A 14,183-nucleotide genomic window follows, 5' to 3' on the forward strand; every position below is an offset into this window, starting at 1 on the left:
CCATGACCACCCCTGACCTCCGTTCTTCTCTCCCCGCCTCCTGGGACCTGACCGGGCGGGTCGCCGTCGTCACCGGCGCCGCGCGCGGCATCGGTCACGCCACGGCGGTCCTGCTGCGTGCCCGCGGCGCCCGTCTGGTCGTCACCGACCGTTCCGAAGCGGTCGAGGAACTCGCGGCCGCCGATCCCGACGACGTGGCGGCGCTCGTCGGCGACGTCGCCGACGAGGAACTCGCGCGGGCGACCATGCGGCTGGCCACCGACCGGTTCGGGCGGCTCGACATCCTGGTCAACAACGCGGGCCGCACCCTCAACAAGCCGATCACCGAGACCACCGTCGAGGACTTCGAGGGCATCCTGCGGGTCAACGCCGGCGGCAACTTCGTCCAGGCACGCGAGGCCTTCCGCGTCATGGAGGCCGGTGGCGGCGGCGCGATCGTCTCGGTCGCCTCGGTGTCCTCGGTCGTCGCCTTCGAGACCCAGACGGCCTACGCGGCGTCGAAGGGTGCCCTGGCGCAGATCACGCGCGTGCTCGCCATCGAGGGCGGCCCCAAGGGCATCCGCTCCAACGCCGTGCTGCCCGGAGTGATCGACACCGACATCATGGAGGGCGTCGTCGAGGACGGCCGCGAGATGCTCGCCTCCTTCGGCCCGGCGCACCCGATCGGCCGCATCGGGCGCCCGGAGGAGGTCGCGGAGACCATCGCCTTCCTCGTGTCCGACGCCGCGAGCTTCGTCACCGGCGCGCTCGTCGCCGTCGACGGCGGCTGGACCGCCCGGTGAGCGGGCCGATCTTCGTCGTCGGGGCGGGGCCCGGCATCGGCACCTCCGTGGCCCGCCGTTTCGCCCGAGAGGGCCACCCCGTCGGACTGGTCGCGCGGAGCCGGACCCGCATCGACGCCGTCGCCGGCGACCTGCGCGCCGCCGGCCACCGGGCCGCCGCCGCGACCGGCGACATCACCGACCCCGGCGACGTCGAACGGGCCCTCGGCGACCTGACGTCCGCCCTCGGAACACCCGAGGTCGTCTGCTTCAGTCCCCTCCCTGACATCCGCCTGATCCGGCCGGTCCTGGACACGACGGCCGTGGACGTGCGGGACGCGCTGGCGCTGACGGTCGTGGGCGCGAGCGCGGTCGTCCAGGCCGTCCTGCCGGACATGCTGGACCGTGGCACCGGCACGCTGTTGTTCACCACCGGCGGCGCCGCCGTGCGCCCCAGCCCCGAGCGCGCGGTCAGCGCCGTCGCCTACGCCGGCCTGGTGAGCTATCTCGACCTGCTCGCGCAGACGCTGCCACAACGCGGGATCCACGTCGGCCGGGTCACCATCGTCGGCGCCGTGGGGCCGGGACTCACGCACGAACCCGACGACATCGCCGAGCACCTCTGGCACCAGCACGCCGCGCGGCGGGAACCGGTCACCGTCGTGACCTGAACCCCTGGCCCACCGCCGGGGCGGCCCGCCCCGACCGGCCCGCCCCGACCGGCCCGACGCGACCGGCCCGACGCGAACGGGCCGACGCGAACGGGCCGACGCGAACGGCGCCCTCAGCGGCGGCCGGCCGCCCGGCGGCCCAGGAACAGCGCCGCGAGCAGGGCGCCGGCGACCACGATGGCGGCGTTGACGAGGACGGCGAGCCGTACGCCGCCGAGGACGGCCTCCGCATGCGGGCCGCCGAGCACGCTCGTACGGGCGGCGGCGATCGCGCTCATGATCGGAATGCCCAGGGTGATGCCGATCTGCTGCGTCATCGTCGCCAGGCCGGTGGCCAGGCCCTGCTCGGCGTCCGGCAGGCCCGAGGTCGCCGTCACCATGAACGCCACGATCGCCAGCATGTTGCCCACGCCGCCGGCGAAGGTCGCGGCGAGGAACAGCAGGATCCAGCGGTGCCCGTCGCCGAGCGCGGCCAGTGACGCGGTCGCCGCCGCCTGCAGGACGAACGCGCCGACCAGGATCCGGTACGCGCCCAGGCGGGCGATCGTCCGCGCGCCGAGCAGGCCGCCGGCCACGGTCCCCGCGCCCAGAACGCCGAAGGCCAAGCCGGTGACCAGCGGCGAGTAACCCAGGACCTCCTGCAGGTACAGCGTCATCAGGAAGACCAGCGACGTCTCGGTGAGGAAGGCGATCAGCCCGGCTGCGTTCCCCCAGACCACCGTGCGTCGCCGGAGGATCCCCACCGGAACCAGCGGCGCCGCCGCCCGTACCTCGACGAACCAGAACGCCACCAGCAGCGCCACGGCCACGGCGAACGCGGCGAGGGTGACCGGCGCGGTCCATCCCCTCTCCCCCGCCGCGGTCACGCCGTACACCAGGGCGAGCAGCCCACCGGTCACCGTGAGAGCACCGGGAACGTCGAGCCGGGCGCCCTCCGGCGCACGGCCGCCGGGGACGAGCTTCGGCGTGCCCGCCAGGATCGCCAGCGCGATGGGCACGTTGACCAGGAACGCCCAGCGCCAACTGAGCAGGTCCGTGAGCACGCCGCCCAGGACGGCGCCGGCGGTGAACCCGGCGGACATCAGCGCCCCGTTCAGCCCCAGCGCCCGGTCCCGCAGCGGCCCCTCGGGGAACGCGGTGGTGAGCAGTGACAGCGCGGCCGGCGTGCTGATCGCCGTGGCCACGCCCTGCAGTACGCGCCCGGTCAGCAGCATCGCCGGACCGGCCGCGAGTCCGCCGACCAGGGATCCCGCCGCCAGCAGCGCCATGCCCGCCAGGAACATGCGCCGCCGCCCGAACAGGTCCGCGACCCGCCCCGACAGCAGCGTGAGCCCTGCGGCGGGCAGCGCGAACCCGCTCGCGACCCACTGCAGCGCGTGCAGCCCGAATCCCAGGCCGTCCCCGACGGCCGGCAGTGCGACATTGAGGATCGAGAAGTCGACGGCCAGCATGAACTGCGCGCCCAGCAGCAGGACGAGGACCAGGCGCTGCCGCGCCGTCATCCGGGGCCTTACGGCGGTCCTCCCGGCGATCTCTTCCAAGACGGCCATGACCGCCCCTTTCTTGATGGGAAGTTCGTCGGGAACGAGACTGCGCCGCGCGGCCGGCCGTACCCAGACCCCTGGCTCGCGTACCCCGCGGGTTGGTACCACTGGCAGGGTCAGGCTCACCGCCGGATTCGGCGACATACTCGGATACATGGACAAGCGGCCCGAACTCGGCGACTTCCTGCGGTCCCGTCGCGCGCGGCTGCGCCCCGAGGACGTCGGGCTGACCCACTACGGCGGGCGGCGCCGCGTGCCCGGCCTGCGCCGCGAGGAGCTCGCCCAGCTCGCCGGCGTCAGCGTCGCCTACTACACGCGCCTCGAACAGGGACAGAGCCAGAACGCCTCCGACGCCGTCCTCGATGCGATCGCCCGCGCCCTCGGCCTGGACGAGGACGAGCGCGCGTACCTGCACGGCCTCGCCCGTCCCGCACCGGCCGCCCGGCGGCGTCCCCGCCCGGAGCGGGTACGGCCCGGCGTACGGATGATGATCGAATCCTTCGGGGACGTGCCCGCCATGGTGATCGGGCGGTGCACGGACGCCCTCGCGTGGAACCCGATGGCCCACACGCTGCTCGCCGGGCACCTCGACTTCGGCGCACCCGACCGCCCGGCCGACCGGCCGAACATGGCGCGGCTGCTGTTCCTGGACCCGCACACCCGTGAGCTGTACGCGGACTGGCGGAAGAAGGCGCGCGACGCCGTGGCCTACCTGCGACTGGCCGCCGGCCGGTACCCCGACGACCCGTCACTGACCGCGCTGGTCGGCGAGCTGGCGATGAAGAGCCCGGACTTCGCGGCGCTGTGGTCCGCGCACCCGGTGGGCGACTGCGCGTACAACACCCGCGAGTACCGCCACCCGCTCGTCGGCGCGCTCACCCTGTCCGAAGAGGTCATGCCGCTCCCGGACGACCGCGGCCAGCGCGTCATGGTCTGGACCGCCGAGCCGGGCTCGCCGTCCGCCGCGGCCCTCCGTCTCCTCGCCGACCTGTCCGCCGAGACCGCCGACCACCCGGAGACGGCGCCGGTGACGCGTTAGGGCAGGCTCCCGTGGACGATCACCCCGTTCCGGAGGACCGCCTCGACGCGTAGCCGGTCGGACAGGACGACGAGGTCGGCGTCCTTGCCGGGGTGGATGCTGCCCGTACGGTCGGCGAGGCCCAGGACGGCGGCGGGGGTCGTCGCCGCGGCGATCGCCGCCGTCGTGATCGGGAGGCCGACGCAGTGCACCGCGTGCCGCACGGCGGCGTCCATCGTCAGCGTGCTGCCCGCGATCGTGCCGTCGGACAGCGTCACCTTGCCCTCGCGGGCGAACACCGGAACCGGCCCGAGGTGGAAGTCGCCGTCGGTCATCCCGGCGGCGGGCGTCGCGTCGGTGATGAACGCGATCCTTTCGGCGCCCGCGGCGTTCACGGCGATGCGGACCGCCTCCTCGTGCACGTGGAACCCGTCGTTGATCAGCTCGCACGTGACCGCGTCGTCGGCGAGCGCGGCACCGGCCGGGCCCGGGTCGCGGTGGTGGAAGTCGCGCATCGCGTTGAACAGGTGCGTCGCCAGGCGCGCCCCGGACGCGAACGCGCGTCGCGCCTGGTCGAAACCGGCCGTCGTGTGCCCGACCGCGGCGATCACATCAGCGGAGACGACCTCGCGCAGCAGGTCCATCCCGCCGGGCAGCTCGGGCGCCAGCGTCACGACCCGTACGGTGCCGTCCCCGGCGGACAGCAGGTGCCGTAGCGCCGTGACGTCCGGGGACAGGAGGAACTCCGCGTGGTGCGACCCGCGCTTGGCGGGGTTGAGGAAGGGTCCTTCGAGATGGACGCCGACGATCGAGGGGTCGGCGGAGCCTCTGATGATCTCCGCGATCGTACGGACGGACGCGGCCATCCGGTCGAGCTCGTCGGTGACCAGGCTGGCCAGCGTGCGCGTCGTCCCGTGCGCGCGGTGAAAGGCCACCGCGGTGAGGATCTCCTCGGCGTCGTCGGTGGTGATCTGCGCGCCGCCCCCGCCGTGCATGTGGAGGTCGATGAACCCTGGCAGGACGTACCGGCCACCGAGATCGCGCACCGCCCCGTCACCGGGCGGCGGATCCCCGGCGCCGACGCCCCGGATGCGTCCGTCCTCGACGGTCAGCCAGCCGGGCTCCAGCACGCGTCGAACGGTCACGACCCGGGCATTCGCGAAGATGATCACATCCGCACATTAGCCCCGGTCATGACCGTACGGAGCGGAGGACACCGGCGCGCATCCGCTCCTCTCCGACCGCGCTCGGCTACCGCAACGTCCGCAAGTACCGCGAGGGCATCGAGGACTGGGGCGAGGCCGGCCTCCCCGCCGAGACCTCCTGCCGCCCGCCCGGGCGAGGGCGAAGACCTTTGCCTCTCCGCTCCGACATGGAGCGTTGCCTCTCACGCGACGCCCTCCTCCGCGAACGACCGGACGTCGAATCCACCTGCACCGTCGAACCGGACCTCGTACAGTTCGTCGAAGCCGTCCGACCGTCGCGGGCGGCGCAAACGTTTCACAGGGGCGAAGACGCCGACGTCGGGCACCCGGTCCCTTCCGGTACGGGACGCGTTGCGCCGCAGGCGGCCGTGGCCTGCCGATCGTCCAGGCGCTTGCCCAGGACTGGGGCTTCGAGGTGGAGCGGCACGGTTGCGTCGTCGTCTGGTTCGACCTGGCCGCAGCCACTTTGTAGCCACGGTGGACTCGTTGCCGTCGCAATGGCCGGAGGTTTGTCCGGTTCGCCGAGCTCCCTCCGGCGACGGCGGCGACAAGGACCGCTTCCGGCCAGTTCGTACGGTGCCGTAGCCCCCCACAATGGGGCGATGCGGGTCCGCGTTAATGACGTCGTGCTCTATTTCGACGTCGACGGGTGTCAGCTCGTGCCGGACGGGGCGACCATGGTGGAACGGCCGACGATCGTCGTGCTGCACGGCGACCCTGGTGCGGACCACTCGGTGTTCAAGCCGGGGTTCGGCGCGGCGACGGAGTTCGCTCAGGTCGTCTACCTGGATCAGCGTGGGAGCGGGCGGTCCGACCGGGCCGGTCCCGGGTCCTGGACGTGGGAGCGGTGGGCGGACGACGTCGTCGACTTCTGCGATGCCCTCGGCATCGTCGACCCGATCCTGGTGGGCGCGTCCAGCGGCGGCTGGGTCGCGCTGACCGCCGCCCTGCGCCGCCCGGATCGCGTCTCCAAGCTCGTGCTGGACAGCGTCATGCCCGGACCGGCGGAAGAGCGACTGGCCGTGTTCGAACGGCTCGGCGGCGCCGAGGCGCGCGAGGTGGCCCGCCGCTACTGGGCCGGCGAGAGCGGCGACGAGGTCAGGGAGGCGTGGGAGAGGGTATGTCTTCCGCTGTACTCCCGGAAGCCCGGCGGCGACCCGGACGCCGCCGACCGGCTGCGCCGGATCCAGTGGAACCACGACGTCCTCGAACACTTCAGGCACGGACTCGCCGCCCGGTTCGATCCCTGGGACCGGCTCGACCGGCTGGCCTGCCCGACGCTCGTCCTCGCCGGCGCGGACGATCCGGTGGCCACCGAACCGGCCGCCCGCCGCCTGGCCGAAGCGATCGCCGAGGCCCCCGTCCGCCTGCACGTCCTCCCGAACACGGGCCATGGCGTCTTCCGTGAGGCCCCCGACGAGGCGTTCGGGTTGCTCCGCGACTTCGTGACCGAGGGCGCGGAGCCGGGCCCTTGATTCTGCGCCGAGGGCCTTTGTTGTCTCGGCCAACATAAGCCGCGGCGCTGCCGAGCGCGCGGAATCTCCTAAGCCCCTTCGGCCACCTTCTCGCACAAGTCGCCGGGCGGTCAGCTCGGGGCCGGCGGGATCGACGACGCAGCGGCGCCGCCGATCAGTCGCCGGTGCTACCGCCCCCGTGCCTGCCCTTCGCGCACTTGCTCGGGTCGTCGCGCAGGCAGACCTTGCCGCCGCTGACGCGCAGGCCGACGTCGTCGTACGCGGTGACCCACCGGGCGGCCATGGCCCTCTGGGCCTTGGCGAGCGGGACGAGACCGGAGCAGACCGCGTCGTTGAGCTTGTGCTCGACCGCGTCCTTCGGGTTCGGGATGTGCCCGGGTTCCACCCACAGGTTGCGCGGGTCGTCCGGCGCGCCGCCGAGCTCGAGCGGGATCAGGTGGTCGTACTCCCCCGTGACGCTCCGGCTGAGGCTGTAGGAGCGGGCCGACTTGGCCTTCATCGCGTTGGTCTTCGAGGTCGGCGGCCGGACCGTCTTCGTCCAGCCGACCTTGCAGATGGTCTGGTCGATGTTCGACTGCTTCACGTCCGGGTTGATGGCACCGGGCGTGCAGTCCGGGTCCGGGAGCGGCTGGCCGTTACGGCTGCCGACCTTGCAGGTGCCGGGCGAGGGCATCGGGGCGGCCGGGTTGTCGACCGGCAGCCTGCTCCCGGAGGCCGTGGACGAGGAGGAACCACCGCCGTGGTCGCTCGTGTTCGTCACGCCGTTGGCCTTGCACCCCGCGGCGAGCACCACCGGGAGGATGATCGAAACCGCTCCTGCCTGCGTTCGCCATCGTCGCAGCATCGTCGCACCGTCCAAGGTTTTTACTCATCGTTTGCCCACTTATGACGGATGAATGCTGCCATATCGAGATGAGAGGTGAATCGGGCGATTTGACCTGCAGAGCGAACGGCGCAAGGACTCTCGGGGGCCCGGCGCGGGCGTCGACCAGAATCGCTAGCCTTGCTAACCATGTACGACGCGATGATGGCCGAAACGATTCCGCTGACCGGCCACAGCGGCGACCCGATCGAGGCGTACCTCGCCCGGCCCCTCGGACCGGGTCCGTACGGCGGTGTGGTGGTCATCCACCACATGCCCGGCTACGACGAGCCGAGCAAGGAGATCGTCCGTAAGATCGCAGCGCACGGCTACGCGGCGATCATGCCGAACCTGCACTACCGCGACGCGCCCGGCGCCTCTCCGGACGACGCGGCGGCCGCGTCCCGCGCCGCGGGCGGCGTGCCGGACGAGCGGCTCGTCGGCGACGTCGACGCGGCCGTCCGTTACCTCAAGGGCCTGACCTCCTCGAACGGCAAGGTCGGCACGATCGGGTACTGCTCCGGCGGGCGCCAGTCCTTCCTGGCCGCCTGCTCACTCGACCTGGACGCGGCGGTGGACTGCTACGGCGCGTTCGTCGTCGGGGAGGTGCCCGAGAACTTCCGGATGGCGGTGCGGCCCATCGTCGACCTCACCCCGAACCTGTCCTGCCCGCTGCTCGGCCTGTTCGGCGCCGAGGACCAGTACCCCTCCCCCGACCAGGTCAAGGAGCTTGAGGAGGCGCTCAAGCAGCACGGCAAGACGTACGACTTCCACGTGTACGAGGACGCCGGCCACGCGTTCTTCGCCGTCGACCGGCCGTCCTACCGGCCGCAGGCCGCGAACGACGGCTGGCAGCGCGTCTTCTCCTGGTTCGACCGTTACCTGGGAGCCTGAGATGTGCACCTACGTCACCGAGACGGTGAGGATGGCGGGCAGCGGGAAGGGGCCCGACGGCTGGTTCCCGCTGACGCAGGCGTCCGTGTACGTCGACCACCCGTTCCACGCGCCCTTCGAGCACACCGTGAACATCGACTTCGCCGCGCCGGAACTCGGCCCGGGGGCCCGGGTCGCGGTGGAGCTCACCGAGGAGTCGGCATTGGCGCTCATCGACGCCATCAAGGCGGCCCTCGCCGCCGCGCCTCCCGGCATCGCCGCCGCAGGCTGAGCCGCCCCGGCGGAGGGGCAGGGTCCAAGACGGCACACCACCCCCGCTCAACGGCATAATCCGCTCGACGGTGGACAGCGACGGGCGTCGCAGTCCACCGTCGGGCGTTCGGGCATCATCCGGAAGACGCGCACATTCATCCCCAAGGGGGGCCGGGTGTAGTGCCGAAGAGTGACGACGGACACAAAGCCGCTCCACTAGGTTCGGAACATGTCCATCATCGCCACCCGGGGGCTGTCCATGCGGTTCCCCGGCGTGCTCGCGTTGGATCAGCTGACCGTCGACATCGAGCCCGGTGTCGTCGGGCTCGTCGGAGCCAACGGCGCGGGCAAGTCGACGCTCATCAAGATCCTCCTCGGCCTCCTCGAACCCACGAGCGGGCAGGCCCAGGTGCTCGGCTTCGACGCGGCGCGCGACTCCATGAAGATCCGTGAGCTGGTCGGCTACATGCCCGAGCACGACTGCCTTCCGCCGGACGTGTCGGCGACCGAGTTCATCGTGCACGTCGCCCGGATCTCCGGCCTGCCGCCCACCGCCGCCCGCGAGCGCGCCGCCGACACCCTGCGCCACGTCGGGCTGTACGAGGAGCGGTACCGCCCGATCGGCGGCTACTCGACCGGTATGCGGCAGCGCGTCAAGCTCGCCCAGGCCCTCGTACACGACCCGAAGCTCGTCTTCCTCGACGAGCCCACCAACGGGCTCGACCCCGCCGGGCGCGACGAGATGCTCGCCCTCGTACGGCGGATCGGCGGCCAGTTCGGCATCAGCGTCCTGGTCACCTCCCACCTGCTCGGCGAGCTCGAACGCGTCGCCGACCACCTGGTGATCATCGACGGCGGACGACTGCTGCGGTCCCAGGCGGTCTCGGCCTTCACCCAGGTCAGCGGCGTGCTCGTGGTCGAGGTCGAGGAGGAGATGGACCGCCTCGGCGAGCACCTGGCGCGGACCGGGCTGCACGTACGCCCCGACGGCCGCCTCCTGCTCATCGACATCGCCGACGAGTCCACCTACGACGTCATACGCGACTCGGTCGCCGACCTCGGCCTGGCGCTCGTCCGCATGGAGAACCGCCGCCACCGCATCGAAGAGGTGTTCTCGTGACGAGCGTCATCCACGACATCGGATACCGGCACTACGACGGCAAGCGCCTCGGCCGGGCGTACGCCGTCCGGTCCCTCTTCACGCACAACCTGCGCGCGGCGTACGGCCTGGGCCGGCCGGTCAAGGCGAAGATCATGCCGTTCCTGCTGGGCGCGATCATGCTGATGCCCGCGGCGATCAGCGTGGCGGTCACGGCGATCGCCGCGCAGGTCGGAGCCGGCCGGGACATCCAGCTCATCCGCTACTCCGCCTACGCCATCTACCTGCAGCCGCTGATCGCGATCTTCCTGGCGGCGCAGGCGCCGGTGCTGGCCTCCCGCGACCTGCGGTTCCACGTCACGCCGCTGTACTTCTCCCGGCCGATGAGCCGCCTCGACTACGTCCTGGCCAAGTACGGCGCGTTCACGACCGCGCTGTACATGCTGCTGGCGACGCCGGTGACGATCCTGTACATCGGCGCGCTCGTCACGAAGCAGAAGCACATCGGCAGCCACACCGTGCACTGGCTCGCCGCCCTCGCCGGGTGCCTGATCTTCGCGCTGGTGCTCGCCGGCCTCGGGCTGGTCGTGGCCGCGTTCACGCCGCGCCGCGGGTTCGGCGTCACGGCGGTGATGGCGGTGTACCTGCTCAGCACCACGGCGGTCGCCGCCGTCCAGGGCATCGCCGAGAACCAGACGCAGTTCGGAGTCGCCCAGTGGGCGGGCATGTTCGCCCCGTTCAACCTGGTCGACGGCGTGCAGGTCTGGGCGCTGCGCGCCAAGGCGTCCGCGCCCGAGCCACCGCCCTCCGGCCTCGGCGGGCCGGTGTTCACCCTCGTGTGCGCCGCCCTCATCGTCGGCTGCGTCGCGATCCTGTACCTGCGCTTCCGGAAGGCGGGCGCCAAGTGAGCCGACCGCAAGGATCGTTCCCGCCCGACGCGGACGAGGAGGAAGCGTGAGCGTGCTCGAACTCCGGGACGTCTCCCGGTGGTACGGCAACGTCGTCGCCGTCAACGGCGTCACGATGACGATCGGGCCGGGCGTCACCGGCCTGCTCGGGCCGAACGGCGCGGGCAAGTCCACCCTGATCCACATGATGGGCGGCTTCCTCGCCCCCTCCAGCGGGCAGGTGACCGTCGACGGGCAGCGCATCTGGAAGAACCCGTCGGTATACCGCCACATCGGGCTCGTGCCCGAGCGGGAGACCGCGTACGACTTCCTCACCGGCCGTCAGTTCGTCCGCGCGATGGCCAAGCTGCACCGCCTGCCGAACCCCGAGGCCGCCGCCGAACGCGCCCTCGGCATGGTGGAGATGACCGGCCCGGCCGACCGGATCATCGGCAACTACTCCAAGGGCATGAAGCAGCGGGTCAAGATGGCCTCCGCCCTGGTCCACGACCCGCCGGTGCTGCTGCTCGACGAGCCGTTCAACGGGATGGACCCGCGCCAGCGGCTGCACCTGATGGACCTGATCCGGAAGATGGCCGCCGAGGGCCGTACGGTGCTGTTCAGCTCGCACATCCTCGAGGAGGTCGAGCGGCTCGCGCACCACATCGAGGTCGTGATCGCCGGGCGGCACGCCGCCTCCGGCGACTTCCGCGCGATCCGCCGGCTGATGACCGACCGGCCGCACATGTTCGTCGTCCGCTCCAGCGACGACCGGCGCCTGGCGGCGGCGCTCATCGCCGACCCGTCGACGCGCGGGGTCGAGCTGACCTCCGGCGGTCTCGAGGTGGAGGCCGTCGACTTCCGGCGGTTCTCCCTCGTGCTGCCCCAGGTGGCGCGTCAGGCGGACATCCGGCTGTGGGAGGTCGCCCCCGCCGACGAGTCCCTCGAAAGCGTCTTCTCGTACTTGGTGGCGTCGTGAACCCTGTCATTGCTTCCATCACGTTCCGCGCCATGCTGAGCAGGCGGCGGATCCTGCTGCTGTTCCTCCTGCCCGCGTTGCTGCTGGTCCTCAGCGTCGGCCTGCGGGTCAGCGGGCATGCCGACCTGGACAACGCCACGATGCTGCTCACGCAGTTCGGTCTCGGGGCGCTGCTGCCGCTGCTCGCGCTGCTCGCGGGCACCGGCGTGATCGGGCCGGAGATCGACGACGGCCAGATCATGTACATCATGACCAAGCCGATCGCTCGGCCGGTGATCTCCACGACGAAGTACGTGGTCGCGGTCGTCCTCGTGGTCGCCTTCGGCGTCGTGCCGATGTTCGTCGCGGGCGTCATCATGACCGGGCTGACCGCGGGCCTGGCGACGGGCTTCGCGATGGGGGCGCTGGTCGCCGGCGTCGCCTACTGCGCGCTGTTCCTCGCGATCGCGGTGCTCAGCCGGTTCGCGGTGACGATCGGCCTGATCTACGCGCTCGTCTGGGAGAACCTCATCGCCCGGTACGCCTCCGGCGCCAAGACCCTGTCGATCCGCCAGTGGGGCATCAGCGTCACCGACATGGTGACCAACGCCACCGCGGTCAAGGCGAGCGTCGGCTCGTCCACCGCGGTCCCGCTGCTGATCGTCGTCACCGTCGCGGGCGTCGTGTACGCCGGGTGGAAGCTGCGCACGCTCTCCATCACCGGCACCGACTGATCCCGCGCTCAGGGTCGATCGCCTGTCCTCGGATCGGGCGATCGACCCGCGGTGTCACTCGAGGACGAACGTGACCAGCATGTTGACCTTGTAGCCGCTGATGTTCCCGTCCTCGGAGAGCTGGACCTCCATCTCCTTGATCCAGGCGGACTGGAGCTTGCGCAGGGTCTCCGCGGCCCGGCTGATGCCGACCTTCACGGCGTCCTCGAAACTCGACTCCGAGATCGCGCTGATCTCGGTGACACGCGCCACTGATGCCATGGGTACTCGACCTTCGCCTCGTGGGAACCGCCGCTGGGCGGCGCAGCCGTCGTGATCGACGTACCCGCACCGTGACGGACGGTATCGGCCGGTCACGTAAAGCGATGACGAAGGTCGTGCGGGCCTCGGTCAGAGGGCGGTGCGGACGGCCTCGGCGAGCCGCTCGGCGACGGCGCGGGCCTGGTCCTCGGTCTGGGCCTCGACCATGACGCGCACCATGGGCTCGGTGCCGCTCGGGCGAATGAGCACCCGGCCGCCGTCCCCCAGCTCGGTCTCGGCGGCCTGGACGGCGGCGGCCAGTTCGGGAGAGGTCTTGGCCTTGGACTTGTCGACGCCCTTGACGTTGATGAGCACCTGCGGGAGGCGGTTCATGACCTTCGCCAGCTCGTCGAGCGGGCGACGGCGGTGGGCGATCGTGGACAGCAGGTGCAGCCCGGTGAGCACGCCGTCCCCGGTGGTGGCGTGGTCGAGCATGATGACGTGGCCGGACTGCTCGCCGCCGAAGGCGTACCCGCCGGCCTTCATCGCCTCCAGGACGTACCGGTCGCCGACGGCGGTCTCGACGACGTTGAGACCCTGGTCGCGCATCGCCAGTTTGAACCCGAGGTTCGACATGACGGTCGCGACGACCGTGTCGCCGGGCAGCTTTCCGGTGTCGCGCAGCTCCAGGGCCAGGATCGCCATGATCTGGTCGCCGTCGATGGTCTCGCCGGAGGCCGTGACCGCGAGGCAGCGGTCGGCGTCGCCGTCGTGGGCGATGCCGGCGTCGGCGCCGTTCTCCACCACGGCGCGCTGCAGGCGCTCCAGGTGGGTCGAGCCGTACCCGTCGTTGATGTTCAGGCCGTCGGGCGAGGCGCCGATCGCGATCACCGTCGCACCGGCGCGGCGCAGGGCCTCCGGAGAGACGCCCGAGGCGGCGCCGTGCGCGCAGTCGACGACGACCTTCAGGCCGTCCAGCGAGCCGGGCAGGGTCGACAGCAGGTGCGCGATGTAGCTCTCGACCTCGCCGTGCGCATCGCGTACCCGCCCGACGCCGGGGCCGGTCGGACCGGACCAGTCCTCGCCGAGGTGGGCCTCGACCTGGTCCTCGATCTCGTCGGCGAGCTTGTGCCCGCCGCGGCCGAAGAACTTGATGCCGTTGTCGGGGGCGGGGTTGTGCGAGGCGGACAGCATCACGCCCAGGTCCGCGCCCAGCGACTGGGTGAGGTACGCCACGGCGGGCGTCGGCAGCACGCCGAGCCGGAGCACGTCGACGCCGGCGGAGGCGAGCCCGGCGACGACGGCGGCCTCCAGGAACTCACCGGAGGCGCGCGGATCCCGGCCGACGACGGCGACGGGACGGTGTCCCTCGAACGCGCCGACCTCACCGAGGACGCGGGCGGCCGCGACCGACAGGTCCAGCGCCAGGGAAGCCGTCAGGTCGCGATTCGCGACTCCGCGTACGCCGTCGGTCCCGAACAGACGCGCCACCACAACACCCCACGATCGAACGCACGAACCGGTCGCGTCCGGACACGCCCGCCGGGCCGCGACCCCGGAAAAAAGCGATCAGCGGTCCCGCC

15 protein-coding genes are annotated in these 14,183 nt (G+C 71.8%); 10 read left to right on the forward strand and 5 right to left on the reverse strand.

Annotated elements, in window-relative coordinates; translation table 11 throughout:
- Window positions 1-2: 2 nt before the first annotated feature.
- Together NDW01_RS13770 and NDW01_RS13775 are read left to right on the forward strand one after the other, a co-directional pair.
- Window positions 3-782 (forward strand): SDR family NAD(P)-dependent oxidoreductase, encoded by a 780-nt coding sequence (locus tag NDW01_RS13770; protein ID WP_252820493.1) that lies wholly within the window; start codon window positions 3-5, stop codon window positions 780-782.
- Entirely contained in the window at window positions 779-1,432 is a 654-nt protein-coding gene (locus NDW01_RS13775; protein ID WP_252820496.1) for an SDR family NAD(P)-dependent oxidoreductase, read from the forward strand. Before NDW01_RS13770 ends, NDW01_RS13775 begins: the two co-directional genes overlap by 4 nt.
- A gap of 113 nt (window positions 1,433-1,545) precedes the next feature.
- Here the strand turns inward: NDW01_RS13775 and NDW01_RS13780 are convergent, their stop codons facing one another.
- Window positions 1,546-2,982: an MFS transporter gene (locus NDW01_RS13780; protein ID WP_252820497.1), complete on the reverse strand. Its 1,437-nt coding sequence runs from the start codon at window positions 2,980-2,982 to the stop codon at window positions 1,546-1,548.
- A 148-nt stretch (window positions 2,983-3,130) separates the two neighbouring features.
- Here NDW01_RS13780 and NDW01_RS13785 point away from each other — a divergent pair, with 148 nt between their 5' ends.
- The gene (locus NDW01_RS13785; RefSeq protein ID WP_252820500.1) at window positions 3,131-4,015 is read left to right on the forward strand and encodes a helix-turn-helix transcriptional regulator; all 885 of its coding nucleotides are present in this window, start codon (window positions 3,131-3,133) and stop codon (window positions 4,013-4,015) included.
- Here the strand turns inward: NDW01_RS13785 and nagA are convergent.
- Complete coding sequence (gene nagA / locus NDW01_RS13790) at window positions 4,012-5,166, reverse strand: N-acetylglucosamine-6-phosphate deacetylase (protein WP_308211695.1); 1,155 nt, start codon at window positions 5,164-5,166, stop codon at window positions 4,012-4,014. The two genes, NDW01_RS13785 and nagA, sit on opposite strands and share 4 nt — an antisense overlap.
- A gap of 635 nt (window positions 5,167-5,801) precedes the next feature.
- Between nagA and NDW01_RS13795 the strand changes: the two genes are divergently transcribed.
- Complete coding sequence (locus tag NDW01_RS13795; RefSeq protein ID WP_252820505.1) at window positions 5,802-6,674, forward strand: alpha/beta fold hydrolase; 873 nt, start codon at window positions 5,802-5,804, stop codon at window positions 6,672-6,674.
- A 154-nt stretch (window positions 6,675-6,828) separates the two neighbouring features.
- Here NDW01_RS13795 and NDW01_RS13800 read toward each other — a convergent pair whose 3' ends face one another.
- The gene (locus tag NDW01_RS13800; RefSeq protein ID WP_252820508.1) at window positions 6,829-7,518 is read right to left on the reverse strand and encodes a hypothetical protein; all 690 of its coding nucleotides are present in this window, start codon (window positions 7,516-7,518) and stop codon (window positions 6,829-6,831) included.
- A gap of 168 nt (window positions 7,519-7,686) precedes the next feature.
- Here NDW01_RS13800 and NDW01_RS13805 point away from each other — a divergent pair, with 168 nt between their 5' ends.
- The 6 genes from NDW01_RS13805 to NDW01_RS13830 all read left to right on the forward strand — a co-directional run bounded on the left by NDW01_RS13805 (window position 7,687) and on the right by NDW01_RS13830 (window position 12,360).
- Entirely contained in the window at window positions 7,687-8,430 is a 744-nt protein-coding gene (locus tag NDW01_RS13805; protein WP_252820509.1) for a dienelactone hydrolase family protein, read from the forward strand.
- A gap of 1 nt (window position 8,431) precedes the next feature.
- The gene (locus NDW01_RS13810) at window positions 8,432-8,701 is read left to right on the forward strand and encodes a DUF6295 family protein (RefSeq protein WP_252820511.1); all 270 of its coding nucleotides are present in this window, start codon (window positions 8,432-8,434) and stop codon (window positions 8,699-8,701) included.
- Window positions 8,702-8,911: 210 nt separating this feature from the next.
- The gene (locus tag NDW01_RS13815) at window positions 8,912-9,802 is read left to right on the forward strand and encodes an ABC transporter ATP-binding protein (protein ID WP_252820513.1); all 891 of its coding nucleotides are present in this window, start codon (window positions 8,912-8,914) and stop codon (window positions 9,800-9,802) included.
- The gene (locus NDW01_RS13820; protein WP_252820515.1) at window positions 9,799-10,689 is read left to right on the forward strand and encodes an ABC transporter permease; all 891 of its coding nucleotides are present in this window, start codon (window positions 9,799-9,801) and stop codon (window positions 10,687-10,689) included. Before NDW01_RS13815 ends, NDW01_RS13820 begins: the two co-directional genes overlap by 4 nt.
- 46 nt (window positions 10,690-10,735) lie before the next feature.
- On the forward strand, window positions 10,736-11,647 hold the full coding sequence (locus tag NDW01_RS13825) for an ABC transporter ATP-binding protein (RefSeq protein ID WP_252820517.1): 912 nt from the start codon (window positions 10,736-10,738) through the stop codon (window positions 11,645-11,647).
- Window positions 11,644-12,360: an ABC transporter permease gene (locus NDW01_RS13830; RefSeq protein WP_252820519.1), complete on the forward strand. Its 717-nt coding sequence runs from the start codon at window positions 11,644-11,646 to the stop codon at window positions 12,358-12,360. Before NDW01_RS13825 ends, NDW01_RS13830 begins: the two co-directional genes overlap by 4 nt.
- Window positions 12,361-12,414: 54 nt before the next feature.
- On the opposite strand, the gene NDW01_RS13835 is transcribed toward NDW01_RS13830, so the two are convergent.
- Together NDW01_RS13835 and glmM are read right to left on the reverse strand one after the other, a co-directional pair.
- Window positions 12,415-12,621 (reverse strand): dodecin family protein, encoded by a 207-nt coding sequence (locus NDW01_RS13835; RefSeq protein WP_252780824.1) that lies wholly within the window; start codon window positions 12,619-12,621, stop codon window positions 12,415-12,417.
- Window positions 12,622-12,750: 129 nt separating this feature from the next.
- Window positions 12,751-14,091, reverse strand: a complete 1,341-nt coding sequence (glmM, locus tag NDW01_RS13840) for a phosphoglucosamine mutase (RefSeq protein ID WP_252820521.1) — start codon at window positions 14,089-14,091, stop codon at window positions 12,751-12,753.
- Window positions 14,092-14,183 lie beyond the last annotated feature (92 nt).

Origin of the sequence: Actinoallomurus soli, assembly GCF_024055715.1 — a bacterium.
Classification (GTDB): Bacteria; Actinomycetota; Actinomycetes; order Streptosporangiales; family Streptosporangiaceae; genus Actinoallomurus; species Actinoallomurus soli.